The following is an 18686-nucleotide window of genomic DNA, read 5'->3' on the forward strand; positions in this document are numbered from 1 at the left end:
CGCCGGCCGGGGTATCGACCGGCCGGCGGCGGCGCGTTCAGGTTCGGGTGCCGGCGTGTGTCGCCCGCGAAACCGGCATCGCCGCCGGCGGATCAGCGGAAGAACCGCAGCCAGTCGAACAGGCCCGAATGCTGCTGCGTGCGCCGTCGCGGCGCGGGCGCGCTGCGCGGCCGGAAGTCGGGCGAGAACTGCGCGTGCGGATCGATCGCCCGCGCGCGCAGCGCCGCATCGTAGAACGTGCCGACGATCGGCAGCGCGCTGTGCGCGCCCGCGCCCCAGTAGTCGCTGCGCAGCGTCACGCTGCCGTCGTCGAAGCCGACCCACGCACCGGCCACGAGCTGCGGATGCATCAGGATGAACCAGCCGTCCGCGTTGTCCTGCGTCGTGCCCGTCTTGCCGGCCACGTCGACGCGAATGCCGTAGCGCGAACGGATGTCGGCGCCGGTGCCGCGATCGACGACGTCGCGCATCACGTCGACCAGCGTCTGCGCGGCGGGCGCCGGCAGCGCACGTTCGGGCGGTGCGCTGCCGAACGCGGCGAGCACCTTGCCGTCGCGATCCTCGATGCGCGTGATCATCTGCGGCGCGACGTACACGCCGCGGTTCGCGATCGTGCCGTACGCGGACACCATCTCCTTCAGCGTGACGGGGCTCGTGCCGAGCGCGAGCGACGGTACCGCGTCGAGCGGGCTGTCGCGCACGCCCATCGCACGGGCGAGCTGCGCGACCTTCGCGGCGCCTTCGTGCTGCATCACCTGCGCGGTGATGCGGTTGCGCGACAGCGCGAGCGCGTCGCGCAGCGTCATCGGCTCGTCGGTCGGCGGCTCGGCATCGGTCGGGCGCCACACCGCACGACCGTCGATCGGAATCGCGACGGGGCGGTCGACGAACGTATCGCCCGGGCGCATGCCGTCCGCGAACGCGGCGCCATAGACGAACGGCTTGAACGTCGAGCCGGGCTGACGCCGTGCCTGCGCGACGTGATCGAACGGCTCGCTGTCGAAATCGGGGCTGCCGACCCATGCGCGGATCGCGCCGTTGCGCGGATCGATCGCGACGAAGCCGGCCTGCACCTGCGTCTTGCGCGCGCACAGCGTGCGCATGAATTCCCGATTGGCGCCGAGCTGCTTCAGCGCCGCGACGTCGGCAAGGCCGGTGTCGCGGGCCTGCCGATAGTCGGGCGTCTGGCGGATGAAGCCGCGGAACAGGTCGTTGCGCAGCCCGCAGCCGGACGGGCCGCGCCACGCGCCGTCGGCGATCGCCTGCAGCCGTTCGGTCTGCCGCGTCAGCGCCTGCGTGGCCATGTCCTGCAGCCGCGCGTCGAGCGTCGTGCGCACGACGAGGCCGTCCGAGTACAGGTCGTAGTTGTTGCGATCGGCCCACGCGATCAGCCATTTGCGCAACTGCACCGCGAAGTGCGGCGCGAGGCCGGGCTGCCCCGTCTGCGGCTCGAAGTCGACGCGCAGCGGCTGGCGCCGCAGTTTCGCGAGCTGCTGCGGCGTCAGCATGTGCATCTGCGCCATCCGGCCGAGCACGATGTTGCGCCGCTGTACCGCGCGTTCCGGATTCAGCACCGGGTTGTAGTAGCTGTTGCCCTTCAGCATCCCGACGAGCGTCGCGCTTTCGACGATGTCGAGCCGGTCGGCCGATTTGCCGAAGTAAGTGCGCGCGGCCATTTCGACGCCGTACGCGTTGTACAGGAACGGCACCGTGTTCAGGTAGGTCTCGAGAATCTCGTCCTTGCTGTACACCGCCTCGATCTTGAACGCGGTGATCAGCTCCTTCACCTTGCGCGTGAGCGTCGGCGCGCGGCCGACTTCATCCGGATACAGGTTGCGTGCGAGCTGCTGCGTGATCGTCGAGCCGCCCTGGCGGTCGCCGGAGAACGTGTGCAGCCCGGCCGCGATCGTGCGGCGCCAGTCGATGCCGTGATGCGCGTAGAAGCGGTGGTCCTCGGTCGCGATCAGCGCGTCGACCATGTGCGGCGAGATCTGCTTGAGCGGCACCCATTCGCGGTTGACGGGCCGGAACTCGGCGATCAGCAGGCCGTCGGCCGACAGCACGCGCGCGGGGCGGTCGATGCGCGCCTTGCGGATGTCGCCGATGCTCGGCGTGAACGGGACGAACGCGAGCAGCACCAGCAGGCCCAGCACCGGTATCGCGGCGAGCGTCAGCGCGACGCCGCGGCGGGTCGGATGACGCAGGCGGTGCAGCAGGCCGGCGGCCAGCGCGCGCACGCGCACGCGGGCGCGGCAGGCGGCGGCGAGCGGTGCGACGCGGGCGCGGCAACGGAGCCACGCGTTTCGGAGCAACGGCACGAAGCGATTCAAGGCGGCAGGGGCGCGGAAGGAAGACGCGCGATCCTAGCAAACGGAACACGCGCGCCGGCGGCCGAAACGGCCGTTTGCTTGCAGGATTTACAGACGATTACGTTTGTTGCCCGCCGACAACCTTTTAGCGCCCGCGCGGGCGCGATTCCACCGACGAAACGACGTCCGCGAGCCGCTGCGCGGCCGCCTCCATCTGCGCGCGGCCGAATCCGCCGAAGCCCAGCACGAGCCCCGGGCGGGCCGTGCCGGGCGCGAACATCGGCGACACCGCGCGCACCGCGACGCCGGCTTGCGCGGCGCGCTCGACCACGTCGAGATCGTCGATTCCTTCCGCGAGCCACAGCACGACGTGCATCCCCTGATCGCCCGGCTGCACCCACGCGCGCTCGCGCGGCAGCCGCGCGCCGAGCGTGTCGATCAGCAGCGCGCGCTGCTCCGCATACACGCCGCGCACACGGCGGATGTGGCGATCGAGATGGCCTTCCGCGATGAACGCGGCCAGCACGTGCTGGTCGGCGGTCGGCGCATGGCGATCCATCAGCACGCGTGCGCCGCAGAACGCGGGCACGAGATCGTCGGGCGCGATCACGTAGCCGAGCCTCAGCGACGGAAACAGGATCTTGCTGAACGTGCCGAGATAGATCACGCGCTCGGGATCGAGCCCCTGCAGCGACGGGAACGGATGGCCTTCGTAGCGCAGCTCGCTGTCGTAGTCGTCCTCGACCACCCACGCGTGCCGCGTCCGCGCCCACGCGAGCAGCGCATTGCGCCGAGCCATGCTGAGCGGCATGCCGAGCGGGTACTGGTGCGACGGCGTGACGAACGCGGCGCGCGCATGCGGCGCGAGGCGGATGCCGGCGTCGACGTCGAGGCCGTCCGCGTCGACGGGCACCCGCACCATCGCGTCGTGCCGCCCGGTGCTGTCGAGCAGCGCGGTGATGCCGCGATACGCGGGATTCTCGACCCATGCCTGATCGTTCGGGCCGAGCAGCACCTGGCTCGCGAGATGCAGCCCCTGCTGCGTGCCGCTCGTGATCACGATCTGGTCGGCATGGCAGCGCACCGAGCGCGAGCGGCGCACGTAGTCGGCGATCGCCTCGCGCAGCGGCAGCGCGCCTCGCGGGTCGGCATAGCCGGACGGCGCGCCGGCGCCGCGTGCGCGCAGGCGGTTGCCGAGCCGGCGCCAGATGTCGTCGGGCGCGGTGAGGCCGACCGGCACCGAGATCGCGAACGGGGTGGCCGGCAGCGGACGGAATTCGCCGGCGACGCGGGCGAAGGCGGCGGCCGGTTCGGGCAGGCCGGCGCGCGCCGCAGGGCGGCGCCGGGCCGGCGGTTCGGGAGCAGGGACGGGCGACGCCTCCGCGAGCGCGTTCGCGACCCGGGTGCCCGCGCCGCCGCGCGATTCGAGAAAGCCTTCGGCGACGAGTTGCGTGTACGCGTCGACGACGGTGCCGCGCGCCACCTGCAGCGACGTGGCGAGTAATCTGGTGGACGGCAGCATGTCGCCGGGCCGGACGTCGCCGCGCCGCACGGCCTCGCGCAGCGCCTGCGCGAGCTGGCGGCTCAGGTCGCCGGCCGCGCGATCGAGCGTGCCGAGCGACGGGATGTCGTTGTTCCGGGCCGTTCTTGCCATGATTCTGGTCTGCTGAAATTGTGCCAAATCGGCTCTACAGCATAAACCAGTTAGGGTCCACAATCGCTGCATGACGGCCCAGCGCCTGATTCATCCTCACCCCGCACGACCCTGGAGCCGACATGTACGTCCCCGCCCATTTCGACGAATCCGACCCTGACACACTGCGCGAGCTGATCGTGCGGCATCCGTTCGGCAGCCTGATCACGCACGGCGCAAGCGGGCTCGACGCGAACCACCTGCCGTTCGAACTGCTGCCGAACGACGGCGGGCTCGGCGAGCTGCATGCGCACGTCGCGCGCGCGAATCCGGTCTGGCAGGACGTCGCGAACGGCGACGAGGTGCTCGTGATCTTCCGCGCGGGCGACGCGTACATCTCGCCGACGTGGTACCCGAGCAAGCACGCGACGCACCGGCAGGTGCCGACGTGGAACTACCTGGTCGCGCATGCGTACGGGCGCATCACGGTGCGCGACGACGAGAAGTTCGTGCGCGGCATGGTCGCGCGGCTGACGCGCACGCACGAGGCGTCGCAGCCGGTGCCGTGGAAGATGGGCGACGCGCCGAAGGATTATCTCGACGTGATGCTGCAGTCGATCGTCGGGCTGCAGATCGAGATCACGCGGCTCGTCGGCAAGCGCAAGCTGTCGCAGAACAAGGCGGCGGCCGATATCCGCGGCGCCGGCGAAGCGCTGGTCGCGAACGGCAACCTGGCGATCGGCGAAGCGATGATCGATGCGGCCGACGCAGCCGACGCGAAGCGCGGGTGAGCGCCCCCGCTGCGCGCGCCCGCGCAGCTTACTGCGTGCGCGTCGCTCCGTTCGCGCCTTCACCGGCCTGCGCGAGCGCACCGCGAATCGCCGCCTCGGTCTTGTCGTACCCGCCTTCGCCATAACGCGTATAGACGACCTTGCCGTTCGCATCGATCAGGTACAGCGCGGGCCAGTACTGGTTGCCGTACGCGCGCCACGTGTCGTAGCGGTTGTCCTGCGCGACCGGATACCGGATGCCGAAGCGCTTGATCGCGTCGGCGACGTTGCCCGCGTCGCGCTCGAACGGATATTCGGGCGTGTGCACGCCGACCACGACGAGCCCCTGGTCGCGATACTTCCGGTCCCATTCCTTCACGTACGGAATCGTATGAATGCAGTTGATGCACGAGTACGTCCAGAAATCGACGAGCACGACCTTGCCGCGCAACTGGCCGAGCGTGAGCGGCGCGCTGTTGTGCCAGCGGTCGATGCCGGTGAAATCGGGGGCGGCGGTACCGGCCTGCGAGGCCGGCATGGTGGCCGCGTCGTCGCGGGTGCCCGCGAAGGCGGCGAGCCCGGCCGTGGCGGCAAGGGCGATGATGACGGCGGCGGTCTTGAGGCGGGGCAGCATGGTGTTCTCCTGAGCGGGAGGCCGCCGCGCGAGGGCGGCGGCCGGACGGGTTTCGACAGGCCCCATTAGGCGGCGCCGACGTATCTGCGATGTGTCCGGCCGGCCGCGCGTGTGCAATGTTGTGTGTCGCCACGGCGGCGCGATACATTGAGATACAAACGCGTGGCCGCCGTGCGGTATAACAGCGGACATCGCGTGCCCGCCCACCTCGAACCCGACACCGACATGGACAAGATCGACCACGTGCTGATCGTCGACGACGATCGCGCGATCCGCGAACTGATCGCGGATTATCTGGAAAAGAACGGCATGCGCGTGTCGCTGGCCGCGAACGGCCGCGAGATGCGCAACGTGCTGGACGGCGGCGCGCCCGACCTGATCGTGCTCGACCTGATGCTGCCCGGCGAGGACGGCCTCACGCTGTGCCGCGACCTGCGCGCGGGCAAGTTCCGGACGGTGCCCGTGCTGATGCTGACCGCACGCGGCGAGGAGACCGACCGCATCATCGGCCTCGAGATGGGCGCCGACGATTACCTGGCCAAGCCGTTCGCGGTGCGCGAACTGCTCGCGCGGATCCGCTCGGTGCTGCGCCGCGCGCGCATGCTGCCGCCGGGAATGCAGGTGACGGAAACGGCGGAGATGCTCGCGTTCGGCGAATGGCGGCTCGACACGACCGGGCGCCACCTGCTCGACGCCGAAGGCACGCTGGTCGCGCTGAGCGGCGCCGAATACCGGCTGCTGCGCGTGTTCCTCGACCACCCGCAGCGCGTGCTGACGCGCGACCAGTTGCTCAATCTCACGCAGGGGCGGCAGTCCGATCCGTTCGACCGGTCGATCGACCTGCTCGTGAGCCGGCTGCGCCAGCGGCTGCGCGACGGCGCGCGCGAGCCGCGCTACATCAAGACGCTGCGCAACGAGGGCTACGTGTTCTCGTCGGCCGTGACCGCCGTCGACGGTACGCCATGAGCGCGCGCATGCCGTGGCACTGGCCGCGCTCGCTGTTCGCGCGGCTCGCGCTGATCCTGTGCGTGGGCCTCGCGCTCGCGCAGACGCTGTCGTTCTGGCTCACCGTCACCGAGCGCGACCAGGCGACCACCAACCTGATGATGGGCTACATCGAGCGCGAGGTCGCGAGCTCGGTCGCGCTGCTCGATCACCTGCCGCCGGCCGAGCGGGCCGCGTGGCTGCCGCGCCTCGCGCGGCGCAGCTATGCGTTCATCCTCGGGCCCGGCGAGACCGGCACGCCGCCGGAGGCGCGGCTGTCGGCGCGCGTCGAGCGGTCGATTTCCGACGGCATCGGCGGCGACTACCCGCTGACCGCGAACGCGATCCCCGGCGACGGCGAACATCTGCAGGTGCATCTGCGCCTGACCGACGGCTCGCCGCTGACGATCGACATCCATCCGATGTCGACGGTGCCGCTGTCGGGCTGGCTGCCGGTCGTGCTCGTGCTGCAGCTCGCGGTGCTGGCCGCGTGCTGCTGGCTCGCGGTGCGGCTCGCGACGCGGCCGCTCAAGCAGCTCGCGCAGGCCGCCGATGCGCTCGGCCCGGACCTGAAGGGCGAACGGCTGAACGAAACCGGGCCGTCGGAAGTCGCGCGCGCCGCCCGCGCGTTCAACGCGATGCAGGACCGCATCGCGCAGTACATGGCCGAGCGCATGCAGATTCTCGCGTCGATCTCGCACGACCTGCAGACGCCGATCACGCGGATGCGGTTGCGCGTCGACGTGATGGACGACGACGTGCAGGGCGCGAAGCTGCGCCAGGACCTGATCGAGATGGAGCATCTGGTGAAGGAGGGCGTCGCGTATGCACGGACGCTGCACGGCACCGAGGAAGCCGCGCGCCGCATCGATGTCGACGCGCTGCTCGACAGCATCGTGTGCGACTACACGGATGCGGGGCAGGACGTCGCGCTCCATAGCCGCGCGCCGCTCGCGCTCGTCACGCGGCCGAAGGCGCTGCGCCGCATCGTCGGCAACCTCGTCGACAACGCGCTGAAGTTCGCCGGCGCGGCCGAGATCGACGTGCGCGCCGCGCCGGACGGCGGCGCGGTGATCGCGGTGCTCGACCGCGGGCCCGGCATTCCGGACGATCAGCTCGACGCGGTGTTCGAGCCGTTCCGGCGCGTGGAGACGTCGCGCAACCGCGAGACGGGCGGCACGGGGCTCGGCCTCGCGATCGCGAAGCAGCTCGCGCTCGCGATGGGCGGCACGCTCACGCTGAACAACCGGCCCGACGGCGGCGGGCTCGAGGCGCGGCTCACGCTGCGCAATGCGGGGTAACCGGGGGCGTGAGCGGCGCGGTTCGAGGTTCGTGCCGAAGCGGATGCCGACGTCGAAACCGGGGCGCGCGACGTCACACGCGCTGCAGATGCGCGTCGACGAGCGGTGCGAGCGTCGCTGCATGCACGGCCGCGAGATCGTGCCGGCCGCCCGGCACGACGTGCAACCGCGCATCGGGCAGCCGTTCGAGCAGGCGCCGGCCGGCCGCGACCGGGCTGATCGGATCGTCGTCGCCCCACAGCAGCAGTGTCGGCTGCGCGATGCGGCCGATCTCCCGTGAGTAGTCGGCACGCAACGTCATGAACCAGTCGGGAAGTTGCGGGTTGGCTTGCGCGAAACCGGCGCGCCAGTCCTGCGCGCCGAGCGCTGCCATGTCGAGACCGCCGGACGTGACCGTCAGCACGAGGTGCGTGATCCATTCGGGCTTGTCGAGCGCCGCGCGCATCGCGATCACGCCGCCCATCGATTGCGCGATCACGGCGGTGGGCCGGTCGATCGTGTCGAGCACACGACGCACAAGGCTGTCGAAATCGTCGACGGCCGGATCGCGCGGCGTATCGCCGAAGCCCGGATAGCCGACGATCCGGCGCTCGGCCGGATGCGCCAGCAGGCCGGCGAGCGGTTGCCAGAAGGCGGTGCTGCCCGATGCACCGGGCAGGAAGAGCAGTTGCGACGGAACGGGCATGGCGGCGCGGTTTTCTGGTGAATGAAGGGTAGCGTGCAAGGCGGGTGCGTCAGCACCGGCCGGTGCGCAGCGCGACGGTCCAGTCGTCGCGCCCGCGCGATGCCGCGGTGGCGGCGGCCGTGTGCCAGTCGTACTCGACCGCGTGAAATTCGACGTTCCAGCCGGCCGCCGTGCGCGACACCATCGCGTAGCGCGCATGCGGCGAGCCCGTTTCGATGCGGTGCGGATGCGGCAGGTCGTCGGTGTACGCCTGCAGCCCGACGCTGCCCGGGTTGACGATCAGCCGGCCGTCGTCGAGCCTGGCCGTGCGCGGGAGATGCGTGTGGCCGCACAGGATCAGCGATGCCCGCTCGTCGCCCGCGCGCTGCGCGATTTCATCGGGCGTGGCCGCGCGGCAGCCGTCGGGCGTGACCGTTTCGAGGAAATAGACGAGGTCGCTGTTCGGCGTGCCGTGCACCATCAGCACGTCGCCGTCGAGCGTCATGCGGGCGGGCAGCGCGGCGATCCAGTCGAAATGATCGGCGCGCAGCGTGTCGTGCGCCCAGCGATCCGACAGCCGCATCGATTCGCGATCGCCGGCGAGCAGTTGTCGTTCGTGATTGCCCTTGATCGTCGGCAGGTCGAGCGCGATCAGGCGGTCGGCCGTTTCGGGCGGATGGAGCGCGCCCGACAGGATGTCGCCGAGATTGACGATCACGTCGGCGCCGCGACGGCGGATGTCGTCGAGCACCGCGTCGAGCGCGGCGAGGTTGCCGTGGATGTCGGACAGCGCGGCGATTTTCATGACGGATCGGCGGGGAACGGAACGGCGATTGTCGCCAATTCGGCGCGGGCCGTCCAATCGCGCGCATGCGAAGCCGCGAGCGGTCCGGCGCGCAGCCGTGGACGGCGCGTCAGTCGGTCGCGAGGCGCGCGTACATCGCGAAATCGCCCGGCGTGCCGCGCACCATCCTGTATGCGCGCAACAGCCCTTCGTAGCGATAGCCGCACTTCTGCAGTACGCGCGCGGAGCCTGCGTTGCTGGTCAGCACGACACCCTGCACGCGGATGAAGCCGCCGTCGGCGAACGCCCACGCGGTGACGGCCGCGCACAGCGCGCTCGCGACGCCGCGCCCCCAGTGCGACGGCGCGAGATCGTATGCGATCTCCGCCGAGCGGTTCACGGTCGACACGGTATGCAGGCCGATCGTCCCGGCGAGCTCGCCCGATGCGTCGTCGATCACGGCGAGACGGCGCACCGAATCCGGGTCGGCCGATTCGATGGTGTCGAACAGCGGCAGCAGATCGTCGGGCGAGCGCAGGTTCCAGCTCGTGTGGCGGAAGACATCGGGGTTCGTCAGGTACGCGTACCACGCGTCGAGGTCGGCGCGTTCGAGCTGGCGAAGCGACAGGCCGGGAAAGCCTGAGCGGGGCGGGTTGGCGATTCGCATCGGCATCCGCGCCTATGCGGGATGACGCCGGTACAGCGCCAGCGACCCGGCGAGCGCGACCAGCATCGCGCCGCACGTGCGTTCGAGCCACAGCGCACCCGCGCGCTCGAGCAGCCGCACCGCACGTGCGCCGAGCAGCGCGTAGCCGAACATCACCGCGCCGTCGAGCAGCGCGAACGTGATCGCGAGCGCGACGTATTGCGGCGCAAGCGGCGCGGACGGATCGAGGAACTGCGGCAGGAACGCGGAGAAGAACAGATAGCCCTTCGGGTTCGTCACCGCCGTGACGAAGCTCTTCGCGAAGATCGACGCATTGCGCCCGGTTGCCGTGCCGTCGTGCGCGGCGGCGACGTCGAGCGAACCCTTCGACATCAGCAGCCGGATGCCGACGTAGGCGAGGTACGCGGCGCCGACCCACTTCACCACCGAGAACCAGAACGCCGACGCCATCAGCAGCGCGCCGAGGCCGAGGGCGACCGCGACGATCAGCACGACATCGGACAGCATCGCGCCCGCGAAGCCGTAGGCCGCGCGGCGCACGCCGTAGCGCGAGCCGTTGGTCAGCGCGAGCAGCACGGTCGGGCCGGGTGTCGCGATGCCGACGAACGCGACGGCGGCGAAGATCAGCAGGGTGGCTGGATGCATGAAGGCGCTCCCGACGGGACGGTACGCGGTCGATTATCGGCTGCGCCCGCCCGGCGTGTACAGGCGCGCCGCACCGTGCACGCGGCCGCCCGTCGACTATCTCGATTTTGGCAAGAAACTGTTTTCATTATTCCGCTTTCGACCGAAACCGGTTCCATCTACCATGGCGGCCGCAGCGGGCATGCCCGCCGCGCCGTCGCGCGCGGACGCCGCCGGCCTCGCACCGCCGACGGACCTCGCCGCCCGCGCGCTACTCGCAACCGACAGCCAGAACAACGGGTTCACCGCCCGGAGACATACAACCATGAACAAGCAACTGATCGCAGCGCCGCTGCTGCTCTCGTTCGCGGGCATCGCCGCCGCGCAAAGCTCCGTGACGCTGTACGGCATCGTCGATGCGGGCGTCACCTATCGCAGCAACGAGCGGGTGGGTGCCGCGGGCGCGTACACCGGCCATTCGAGTGTCGGGCTGACGACCGGCAACCTGTCCGGCAGCCGCTGGGGCATCAAGGGTTCCGAGGATCTCGGCGGCGGGATGCGCGCGCTGTTCGTTCTCGAGAACGGTTTCGACATCACGAACGGCACGTCCGGCCAGGGCGGCCGTCAGTTCGGCCGCCAGGCGTTCGTCGGCCTCGGCAGCGACCGCTACGGCACGGTCACGCTCGGCCGCCAGTACACGTCGCTCGACGACTTCGTGAGCCCGGTCGGCCCGTCGTCGTTCATCGGCGGCTTCGGCGCGCACCCGGGCGACATCGACGACCTCGACCAGACCGCCCGCGTCGACAGCTCGATCAAGTACACGAGCGCCAGCTATTCGGGCTTCACGTTCGGCGCGCTATACGGCTTCGGCGGCCAGCCGGGCAGCATGAAGCAGCGCAATACGTGGAGCGTCGGCGCGGCGTACGCGGCGGGCCCGCTGCGCGTCGGCGTCGGCTACGAGCGGTCGGACAACAGCAAGACGGGCGCGACCGACCCGACCACCGGCAAATGGCAGAGCACCGACGACGGGCTGTTCAACTCGTCGATCAACGAAGGCTATGCGAGCGCGCAATCGCAGCAGGTGATCGCGACCGGTGCGACCTACGACTTCGGGCCGGCCGTCGTCGGCGTGAACTACAGCAACGTGCAGTACCGCAGCGGCGGCCAGTCGCTGTTTACCGGCCACGCGACGTTCAACGTCGCGGGCGTGTTCACGCGCTGGAACGTGCGCCCGCAGACGCAGTTGTTCGCGGGCTACAGCTACACGCGCGGCAGCGATGTCGACGGCGTGGACGACCGTGCGCAGTATCACAACGTCACGCTCGGCGCCGTGTACGACCTGTCGAAGCGCACCAGCGTGTATCTGCTCGGCGCGTACCAGCACGCATCGGGCATGACGCTCGACGCGCTCGGCCGGCCGGTGGCCGCGACCGCGTCGGTGTCCGACAAGGCGAACGGCCATTCGTCCGACTCGCGCTCGCAGGCCATCGTCAGCCTCGGCCTGCGCCAGAAGTTCTGACGCGCAGAGATCGTTGCGGACGCAACGTTGCCGGCAGCCGATGCCGGCGACGTTGCATGCCTGTACCTATGCTGTCGCCTCCATTCTTCGCGGAGACGACATGACCCGATCGCGCCCGCGCGCCGGTACGACCGGTGCGCGGCTTTCCCCGCCGTTTCCCGCTTTCTCTCCCTTCCTCCCGCTGCATGCCGCTGCGCCGAATCGCGACGACGCGATTGCGCCGGACAATATTTTTTCTCTTTCATTTTAATTTCGATTTGTAATCATTTTGCCTGTTTTCCGGGAATGAAAAAGGGAGTGCGGATGTTTCAGAAAAAATGACGCATTCGTATTTAACAATCCGGAAGAAAATGCCGGGGAAAAGGCGCCGGAATCGTGCGGCCGGCACGTCGCTGCGGCGCAGTGAACGGGTTGGGGCATCATTGACGGAAAGCGCCGGACGGCAAAAAAGAGCGCGGTGAATAATGGGCGGTGACGGCGAATGCGTTTTATTCGGAATCACCAATTATTCATACGCGGCGATTTACAGTGTCGACCATTGAACGTTCGGGAGCATTATTCATGTCAATGAAACAAATTCGGGCGGTGTTGCTGGGAATGTGCATCGCGGTACTGGCGCAGGCGAGTTACGCACAGGCGCAATATTCGACCGACTGGCTCGCGAACACGTACGGCACGCTGGCCCAGCACGTGGGCAATGCCGCGCGCTCGATGTGGGTCGCGCCCGAGGGTGTGATTTACACGGCGTCGCGCTGGGACGAGAACGCGGGCGGCGTCGCGCTCTACCAGAACGGCCAGACGATGGGCACGATCGGCATCCACGACGAATTCCAGGGCGGCGCGATCACCGGCAACGCGACGTCGATCTTCGTCGCGCTCGGCTACAACCGCAACTTCGGCAGCGGCTCGGTGGGCCGCTACAACCGCGGCACGAACCAGCGCGACCTGCGCATCCCGGTCAGCACGTGGACGGGCCTCCCGAACCCGGACGTGATCACCGGCCTCGCAACGGCCGGCAACCTGCTGTACGCGAGCGACTTCTACGGCAACCGCGTGCGCGTCTATACGACCGACGGCGTCTGGCAGCGCGACATCGGCGTGACCGGGCCGGGCGCACTGGCGCTCGATGCGGCGGGCAACCTGTGGGTCGCACGCATGAGTGCGGGCGTGGTCGTGCAGTACAGCGCGACCGGCACGCTGATGAACACGATCCAGATGGCGGCCGGCGCGCGGCCGTCGGCGGTCTATTTCGACGCGTCGACGGGGCAGTTGCTGGTGGGCGACCAGGGCCCTGACATGAACATCAAGATCTACAGCCTCGCCGGCTCGCCGCAGCAGATCGGCACGTTCGGCGTGCAGGGCGGCTATCTCGACACGACCACGGGTATCAAGGGGCAGGTGGGCGACAAGCGCTTCACACGCGTGGTCGGCATCGGCAAGGATTCGGGCGGCAACCTGTACGTGCTCAACAACGCGTGGGGCGGCGGCTGGGATCTCGGGCGCAACGGCAGCACCGACCTGCACGCGTACAGCCCGACGGGCGTGCTGCAATGGAAGCTGCAGGCGCTGAACTTCGAGTCGATCGCCGCACCCGACCCGGCGACGGACGGCGCCTTCTTCTACAGCGGCAACAACGTGTACACGGGCACGGCGGGCGGCACGTTCGTCGCGAACACGGTCGATCCGCTCGCCTATCCGAAAGACCCGCGCCTCGACATGAACGACTACCAGCGCGGCCAGCACTTCGGCCAGCTCGTGACGGTCGGCGGCAACCGGATTCTCGTCGCGTCGGGCCAGAACCCCGGCAACTTCAATTTCTACTACTTCACGCCGGCGACCGGCTATATCGCGAATCCGGCCGGCTCGCTGCCGGGCAAGCCGTTCAACACGACGCTGCAGGTCACGGCCGGTTTCGACATCGACGGCAACGGCGACGTGTGGGCCGGGCTGAACGGTTCGAACGTGATCGCGCGTTACCCGATGACGGGCTTCGACGCGACCGGCAAGCCGTCGTGGGGCCGCGCGACCACGACGCCCGTGCCGAGCACCGTGGCGCCGACTGCGCGCATCGTCTACCAGTCGGACAGCGACACGATGATTCTCGCGCAGGGCCTCGCGGGCAACTGGGACTGGACCGCGATGAACGGGCACATCGAGGTCTATCACGGCTGGAAGAGCGGCAACACGAACGCGCCGAGCCCGGTGATCAACCTGACCAGCGCGAACCCGAAGTCGATCGCGGCGGCCGGGCATTACCTGTTCGTCGGCTACGTGCACACCGTGCCGAACGTCGACGTGTTCGATCTCGACACGGGCGCGCTCGTCGCCACGCTGACCAACTCGAACACGTCGGCGATGGACGTCGGCAACGACGTCGACTCGATGTACGGGATCCGCGCGTACCTGCGCTCGACCGGCGAATACGTGATCACGAAGGACAACTACAACGGCACCAGCATGATCGTGTATCGCTGGCGTCCGTGATGCGTGCCGCAAATGCTCGCGACGCGGGCGCCGCTGCGCCTGATGCGCGGCGGCCCACGCGGAAGGTGCGCGTGAGCCGCCGCTTACCGGCCGGCCCATGCACGCATCAGGCCATCAGAACGACACCGTCGTCGTGAGCGTGACGAGCCGCGGCTCGCCGACCGCGATGATCAGGTTGTTGTTGCTCGACGGGTAGTAGGTCTTGTCGAGCAGGTTCTTCACGTTGAGTTGAAAGCGTGTCGGGAACTTGCCGATCGTCGTTTCGTAGGCCGCGAACGCGTCGACGGTCACGTAGCCGGGCAGCGTGAAGCTGTTCGCGGTGTCGCCGGAGCGTGTGCCGACGAGCCGTGCGCCGCCGCCGAAGCGCCAGCGGCCGGGCAGGTTCGCGATCGCGGTGTCGTATACCGCGAACAGGCTGCCCGTGTGACGCGCGACGTTGACGAGCGGCGTGTTGCTGTCGCGATCGGTCGCGTTCGTATACGCATAGCTGCCGATCACGCTCAGGTGGCGCGTGATCTGCCCCGCGACGTCGAGCTCGATCCCGCGCGAGCGCGCGGTGCCGATCGTCGACGTGAGGTCGCCCACCGTGACCGCGACGTTGCGCTTGTCGATCTGGTAGACCGCGAGCGTGCCGGTGATCGCCGGCTTCAGGCTGAACTTCAGCCCGGCTTCGAGCACGCGTCCGTATTCCGGCGCGAGCGGCGCGGCGACGTTCGTGGCGACGTTCGGCTTGAACGAGCGGCTCACGTTCGCGTAGGCGGTCAACGCCGGCGTGAGCGCATACGCGAGCCCGAACTGCGGCAGCCACACGCTGCCGTGCGAGCGGTCGGCGAACACGAACGGTCGGCCCATCCCCGATTCCTGCTGCCAGTTTTCCCAGCGCAGCCCGCCCACCGCGGTGAGGCGGTCGGTGAGCTTCACCGAATCCTGCACGATCGTCGAATACGCATGCACGACCGAGCGCGAATCGCTTTGCTTCGGGTTGGGCGTGCCGCCCGGCGCGAGCAGGCCGTACACGGGATCGTAGAGATTGAACCCGGTCGTCGCCTTGCCGCGGATCGTGTCGCCGCGGAAGCTGCGCTGCCGCTCGTATTCGCCGCCGACGTAAATCGCGTGGTTCATTCCGGCGAGCGTCACGTTGCCGAGCAGGCCGAGCGTCGCGATCTGGTCGGAATCGTTGCGCCCGAGGTTCGCATCGGACGAGCGCGTCAGTGCGCCGGTCGTGCTGTTGAACGCGGTGGCGCGGGTGATGTACTGGTCGTAGCGATCGCGGCCCCAGCCGTAGGTCGCACGCACGCGCCACGCGTCGGAGAAGCGGTGCTCGATGCGCGCGCGCAGCGTTTCCTGGATGCCGCTGCTCTGCGACCACGCTTGCTCGTAGCGGCGATAGCGCAGCGCATCGTCGAGCTGGCCATTCACGAGCACGGTGCCGCGATCGAACGGCGTCGTGTAGTCGACGTACTGGTAGCTGACGTCGATCGACGTGTTCGCGTCGTGCCACGACAGCGCGGGCGCGATCAGCGCGTCGCGTTGGCGGCCGAAGCTGCGCCAGTAGCGGCTCGTGTCGTATTCGCCGGTCAGCCGGAACGCGAGCGTGCCGCCCGCGACCTGGCCCGGCTTGCCGAGCGGGCCGGTGAGATCGAACGTCGCGCTGCTGCCGCCGTGACTCGTGCGCGACGCGGAAATCGAGCCGCCGAACGTGTCTTCCGGCTTGCGCGTGACGAGGTTGATCACGCCGCCCGGGTCCTGCATCCCGTACAGCAGTGACGCCGGGCCCTTCAGCACTTCGACGCGGTCGATCGTCGCGAGATAGCTGTGCAGTACCGGCGTGCGCACGCCGTCGACGAGCACGGAGCCGTCGTTGTTCGACCCGAAGCCGCGCTTGATGAACGCGTCGCGCGTACCGCCGAGCGTGTTCGTCTGCGTGACGCCGCTGACGTTGCCGAGCACGTCGTCGAGCGAGCGTGCCTGCTGGTCCTGCATCACGCTGCTGCTGACCACCGCGACCGATTGCGGAATCTCCTTGATCGACCGGTTGTCGCCGCCCGCGATGCGCGTGGTGCGCGGCTGATAGCCGACCGTCGGATCGACGGTGGCCGATGCGCTGACGCTGATGGCGGGGAGTTCGCGCGCGGCCGACGGGGCGGGCGCGGCGGCGGACGCCGGGGCGGTGGGTTCTGCCGCCTCGGGTTCGGCGGCGAACGCATGCGTGCCGTTCGCGACGCACAGGGTGACGAGGGCAGGCAGGCTCGTGCGCCACGGACGCAAGGTCCGGGCGCGGCGGGGCGTTCGACGGGAGGGCATGAATCGATGCGAAAAGGAATGCTAAGGATCGTGTCGCGTGCCGCGGCGTTTCGCGGCGACCAAGAGGCGAATAATACATTTAATGAGAATCATTTGCAATTGTAATGAGAGGTTCGGCGGCAGGCGGGCGTTGGTTGCCGGGCCGTCGGCCGTCTGCTACCGTAGCGGCCAAAATCAGACGCAGTGAAATTCAATGAGAGAGCCCGGGGGCCGCACCATGTCATCTTCCTGTCACATCGCGTTTCGCGCGACGCTGCGCACCGCGCACGACCATGCGGGTGGTGAAGGCATCACAGCCGTGTTCCGCCATTCGAACGACTAAAACCACGAAAGCGAATTCATCGGGCGTCGTGCCGGGCAGCCGGCGCCGCGCCGCCTTCCATGACTTCAACCACCACGCTTGACGGGAGACAACCCATGAAAAAGATTTCCGCACCGTTCGCGGCGGCCGCGCTTGCCGCCTGCGCGATGCTGGCGGGCGTTCACCAGACCGCCCGCGCCGCGTCGGACGCCGAACCCGCGATCGACGCGCACTACGGCGCCGTGATCGAGGCGTATACACAGGACATGGCCGCCGCGAAGACGAAATACGACGGCAAGCGCCTCGCGTTCGTCGGCGCCGTGATCCGGATGGGCAGCGACCCGGGCGGCACGTACTTCGGCGCGCTGACCGCCGACGGCGAGCAGTTCGACACGCATTTCGACGTGGCCGACCAGGCTGCGCTGAAGCCGAAATTCCCCGGCGGCGAGATCAAGCCGTTCGTCACGTCGGCGGGGTTCCGCTTCAGCTGCGTGAACGAGGGCTATGTCGATGCGCCGGTGCTGCCGGGGTTGAAGCTATTGCATTGCCGGCTCGCGAACTGAGCAGGCGCGGGCGCCGCCCCGCGTTCAGAATTTCTGCTGGATGCCGGCCATCACGCCGAGCTGATTCATCCCGGTGCCGACCGTCCCGCCGGCGGCGACCGCGTTCGCGGCCAGCGTGCTGTTGAACATGTAGCCCACCGACGTATAAACGGTCGTCCGCTTCGACAGGAAATAGTTCGCGCGGCCGACGAGCAGCGTGGCGTTCGTGCCGCCTTCGCTGTTTTCGCGGCGTTGCAGGTAGCGTACGCCCTGCAGGTCGAGCGCGAGGTAGGGCGTCGCGTAGTACGTGCCGCCGGCAAATACGATGTCGGCCTGCAGGTGTTCGGCCGCCGCGAGGTTGCGGCGGATCCACCCGGCGCCCAGTTTCGCGGGGCCGATCTTCACGTAACCGGCGACGATGTCGCGCGTGTCGGTGTACGCCGGATTGTTCAGCGGCGCGAGCGCGCCGCCGCCGCCGCGCATCACGTCGTGCGACGCGGCGAGCCCGAAATTGCTCGCGTCGTATGCGAGCATCGCCGTGTACTGGCGGCAGGCGACGATGTCGCCGGGCACCTGTCCGGCGCAGCCGGTCGCCGACGGCCCCGCCGGCCCGGCCGCATCGCGGCCGAAGCTGTAGGTGGCGCCGAGCGTCACGCCGTGGAACGTGCCCTTGTAGCCGATCGCATTGTCGCTGCGCGCGTTCGGCAGATACGAATCGAAATCCGCCATCGAATGAATCGACGGGCCGATCACGTCGGCATTGGTCAGCACGATCATCGACATGTTCATCTGGCGGCCGAGGGTCAGTGCGCCGAACGGACCGTTCACCCCGACGTTCGCCTGCCGCCCGAACAGGCGCCCGCCGTAGTTCAGCGCGCCGGTGCCGGGCTGGAAGCCGTTTTCGAGCACGAAGAATGCCTGGTAGCCGCCGCCGAGATCCTCCGTGCCTCTCAGCCCCCACCGTGACGGCACTTCGCCGGTCAGCGTCGGCATGCCCGTGAACGATCCGCCGTGCGCGGCGTTGTTGTAGTAGGACACGCCGGTATCGATGATCCCGTACAGCGTGACGCTGCTTTGCGCGCAGGCCGGTCCGGCCAGCGCGATCGCCGTCGCGAGTGCGACGCCCAGTTTCGTTTTCATGACTGTCTCCAAACAGTATGTAGATG

The 18686-nt window shown here is 68.9% G+C and carries 17 protein-coding genes; 7 read left to right on the top strand and 10 right to left on the bottom strand.

Annotated features, from left to right (window positions below):
* Window positions 1–92 precede the first annotated feature (92 nt).
* Together HWX08_RS31390 and pdxR are read right to left on the bottom strand one after the other, a co-directional pair.
* On the bottom strand, window positions 93–2330 hold the full coding sequence (locus tag HWX08_RS31390; RefSeq protein WP_174922763.1) for a penicillin-binding protein 1A: 2238 nt from the start codon (window positions 2328–2330) through the stop codon (window positions 93–95).
* Window positions 2331–2454: 124 nt separating this feature from the next.
* Window positions 2455–3963, bottom strand: coding sequence for a MocR-like pyridoxine biosynthesis transcription factor PdxR (pdxR, locus tag HWX08_RS31395; protein ID WP_175806952.1), 1509 nt, complete (start codon window positions 3961–3963; stop codon window positions 2455–2457).
* 122 nt (window positions 3964–4085) lie between these two features.
* Here pdxR and HWX08_RS31400 point away from each other — a divergent pair, with 122 nt between their 5' ends.
* On the top strand, window positions 4086–4733 hold the full coding sequence (locus tag HWX08_RS31400; protein ID WP_174921828.1) for an FMN-binding negative transcriptional regulator: 648 nt from the start codon (window positions 4086–4088) through the stop codon (window positions 4731–4733).
* Window positions 4734–4761: 28 nt separating this feature from the next.
* On the opposite strand, the gene HWX08_RS31405 is transcribed toward HWX08_RS31400, so the two are convergent.
* The gene (locus tag HWX08_RS31405; RefSeq protein WP_069260738.1) at window positions 4762–5346 is read right to left on the bottom strand and encodes a thioredoxin family protein; all 585 of its coding nucleotides are present in this window, start codon (window positions 5344–5346) and stop codon (window positions 4762–4764) included.
* A gap of 225 nt (window positions 5347–5571) precedes the next feature.
* Between HWX08_RS31405 and HWX08_RS31410 the strand changes: the two genes are divergently transcribed.
* Both HWX08_RS31410 and HWX08_RS31415 read left to right on the top strand, forming a co-directional pair.
* Window positions 5572–6312, top strand: a complete 741-nt coding sequence (locus HWX08_RS31410; protein WP_174921874.1) for a response regulator — start codon at window positions 5572–5574, stop codon at window positions 6310–6312.
* Complete coding sequence (locus HWX08_RS31415; RefSeq protein ID WP_174921829.1) at window positions 6309–7631, top strand: ATP-binding protein; 1323 nt, start codon at window positions 6309–6311, stop codon at window positions 7629–7631. The genes HWX08_RS31410 and HWX08_RS31415 overlap by 4 nt, the downstream gene beginning before the upstream one ends.
* Before the next feature lie 73 nt (window positions 7632–7704).
* Here the strand turns inward: HWX08_RS31415 and HWX08_RS31420 are convergent, their stop codons facing one another.
* The 4 genes from HWX08_RS31420 to HWX08_RS31435 all read right to left on the bottom strand — a co-directional run bounded on the left by HWX08_RS31420 (window position 7705) and on the right by HWX08_RS31435 (window position 10391).
* Window positions 7705–8316 (bottom strand): alpha/beta fold hydrolase, encoded by a 612-nt coding sequence (locus HWX08_RS31420; RefSeq protein ID WP_174921830.1) that lies wholly within the window; start codon window positions 8314–8316, stop codon window positions 7705–7707.
* A 49-nt stretch (window positions 8317–8365) separates the two neighbouring features.
* Window positions 8366–9100 carry a metallophosphoesterase family protein gene (locus HWX08_RS31425; RefSeq protein WP_174921831.1) on the bottom strand — a complete coding sequence of 245 codons (735 nt, stop codon included), beginning with the start codon at window positions 9098–9100 and terminating at the stop codon, window positions 8366–8368.
* A 109-nt stretch (window positions 9101–9209) separates the two neighbouring features.
* Window positions 9210–9746, bottom strand: a complete 537-nt coding sequence (locus HWX08_RS31430; protein WP_069261240.1) for a GNAT family N-acetyltransferase — start codon at window positions 9744–9746, stop codon at window positions 9210–9212.
* Window positions 9747–9758: 12 nt separating this feature from the next.
* Window positions 9759–10391 carry a LysE family translocator gene (locus HWX08_RS31435; protein ID WP_069260733.1) on the bottom strand — a complete coding sequence of 211 codons (633 nt, stop codon included), beginning with the start codon at window positions 10389–10391 and terminating at the stop codon, window positions 9759–9761.
* Window positions 10392–10695: 304 nt separating this feature from the next.
* Here HWX08_RS31435 and HWX08_RS31440 point away from each other — a divergent pair, with 304 nt between their 5' ends.
* A complete protein-coding gene (locus HWX08_RS31440) occupies window positions 10696–11889 on the top strand; it encodes a porin (protein WP_174921832.1) in 1194 nt (397 codons plus the stop codon).
* A 100-nt stretch (window positions 11890–11989) separates the two neighbouring features.
* The gene (locus HWX08_RS31445) at window positions 11990–12139 is read left to right on the top strand and encodes a hypothetical protein (protein ID WP_174921833.1); all 150 of its coding nucleotides are present in this window, start codon (window positions 11990–11992) and stop codon (window positions 12137–12139) included.
* Here the strand turns inward: HWX08_RS31445 and HWX08_RS31450 are convergent.
* On the bottom strand, window positions 12131–12391 hold the full coding sequence (locus HWX08_RS31450) for a hypothetical protein (RefSeq protein WP_174921834.1): 261 nt from the start codon (window positions 12389–12391) through the stop codon (window positions 12131–12133). The two genes, HWX08_RS31445 and HWX08_RS31450, sit on opposite strands and share 9 nt — an antisense overlap.
* A 59-nt stretch (window positions 12392–12450) precedes the next feature.
* Here HWX08_RS31450 and HWX08_RS31455 point away from each other — a divergent pair, with 59 nt between their 5' ends.
* Window positions 12451–14373 carry an SMP-30/gluconolactonase/LRE family protein gene (locus tag HWX08_RS31455; protein ID WP_174921835.1) on the top strand — a complete coding sequence of 641 codons (1923 nt, stop codon included), beginning with the start codon at window positions 12451–12453 and terminating at the stop codon, window positions 14371–14373.
* Between the two features lie 114 nt (window positions 14374–14487).
* On the opposite strand, the gene HWX08_RS31460 is transcribed toward HWX08_RS31455, so the two are convergent.
* Window positions 14488–16677 (bottom strand): TonB-dependent siderophore receptor, encoded by a 2190-nt coding sequence (locus HWX08_RS31460; protein ID WP_174921836.1) that lies wholly within the window; start codon window positions 16675–16677, stop codon window positions 14488–14490.
* Window positions 16678–17094: 417 nt separating this feature from the next.
* Here HWX08_RS31460 and HWX08_RS31465 point away from each other — a divergent pair, with 417 nt between their 5' ends.
* Window positions 17095–17541, top strand: coding sequence for a hypothetical protein (locus HWX08_RS31465; RefSeq protein ID WP_174921837.1), 447 nt, complete (start codon window positions 17095–17097; stop codon window positions 17539–17541).
* 24 nt (window positions 17542–17565) lie between these two features.
* Here the strand turns inward: HWX08_RS31465 and HWX08_RS31470 are convergent, their stop codons facing one another.
* Window positions 17566–18660, bottom strand: coding sequence for a porin (locus HWX08_RS31470; protein ID WP_174921838.1), 1095 nt, complete (start codon window positions 18658–18660; stop codon window positions 17566–17568).
* Between the last annotated feature and the right edge of the window lie 26 nt (window positions 18661–18686).

The organism is Burkholderia metallica (assembly GCF_902832845.1).
Classification (GTDB): Bacteria; Pseudomonadota; Gammaproteobacteria; order Burkholderiales; family Burkholderiaceae; genus Burkholderia; species Burkholderia metallica.

What these genes read in the sequence shown, in the direction of transcription:
- pdxR (WP_175806952.1), bottom strand. Translation starts at nt 3,963, where the DNA reads ATGGCAAGAACGGCCCGGAACAACGACATCCCGTCGCTCGGCACGCTC.
- HWX08_RS31400 (WP_174921828.1), top strand. Translation starts at nt 4,086, where the DNA reads ATGTACGTCCCCGCCCATTTCGACGAATCCGACCCTGACACACTGCGC.
- HWX08_RS31405 (WP_069260738.1), bottom strand. Translation starts at nt 5,346, where the DNA reads ATGCTGCCCCGCCTCAAGACCGCCGCCGTCATCATCGCCCTTGCCGCC.
- HWX08_RS31410 (WP_174921874.1), top strand. Translation starts at nt 5,572, where the DNA reads ATGGACAAGATCGACCACGTGCTGATCGTCGACGACGATCGCGCGATC.
- HWX08_RS31415 (WP_174921829.1), top strand. Translation starts at nt 6,309, where the DNA reads ATGAGCGCGCGCATGCCGTGGCACTGGCCGCGCTCGCTGTTCGCGCGG.
- HWX08_RS31420 (WP_174921830.1), bottom strand. Translation starts at nt 8,316, where the DNA reads ATGCCCGTTCCGTCGCAACTGCTCTTCCTGCCCGGTGCATCGGGCAGC.
- HWX08_RS31425 (WP_174921831.1), bottom strand. Translation starts at nt 9,100, where the DNA reads ATGAAAATCGCCGCGCTGTCCGACATCCACGGCAACCTCGCCGCGCTC.
- HWX08_RS31430 (WP_069261240.1), bottom strand. Translation starts at nt 9,746, where the DNA reads ATGCGAATCGCCAACCCGCCCCGCTCAGGCTTTCCCGGCCTGTCGCTT.
- HWX08_RS31435 (WP_069260733.1), bottom strand. Translation starts at nt 10,391, where the DNA reads ATGCATCCAGCCACCCTGCTGATCTTCGCCGCCGTCGCGTTCGTCGGC.
- HWX08_RS31440 (WP_174921832.1), top strand. Translation starts at nt 10,696, where the DNA reads ATGAACAAGCAACTGATCGCAGCGCCGCTGCTGCTCTCGTTCGCGGGC.
- HWX08_RS31445 (WP_174921833.1), top strand. Translation starts at nt 11,990, where the DNA reads ATGACCCGATCGCGCCCGCGCGCCGGTACGACCGGTGCGCGGCTTTCC.
- HWX08_RS31455 (WP_174921835.1), top strand. Translation starts at nt 12,451, where the DNA reads ATGTCAATGAAACAAATTCGGGCGGTGTTGCTGGGAATGTGCATCGCG.
- HWX08_RS31460 (WP_174921836.1), bottom strand. Translation starts at nt 16,677, where the DNA reads ATGCCCTCCCGTCGAACGCCCCGCCGCGCCCGGACCTTGCGTCCGTGG.
- HWX08_RS31465 (WP_174921837.1), top strand. Translation starts at nt 17,095, where the DNA reads ATGAAAAAGATTTCCGCACCGTTCGCGGCGGCCGCGCTTGCCGCCTGC.
- HWX08_RS31470 (WP_174921838.1), bottom strand. Translation starts at nt 18,660, where the DNA reads ATGAAAACGAAACTGGGCGTCGCACTCGCGACGGCGATCGCGCTGGCC.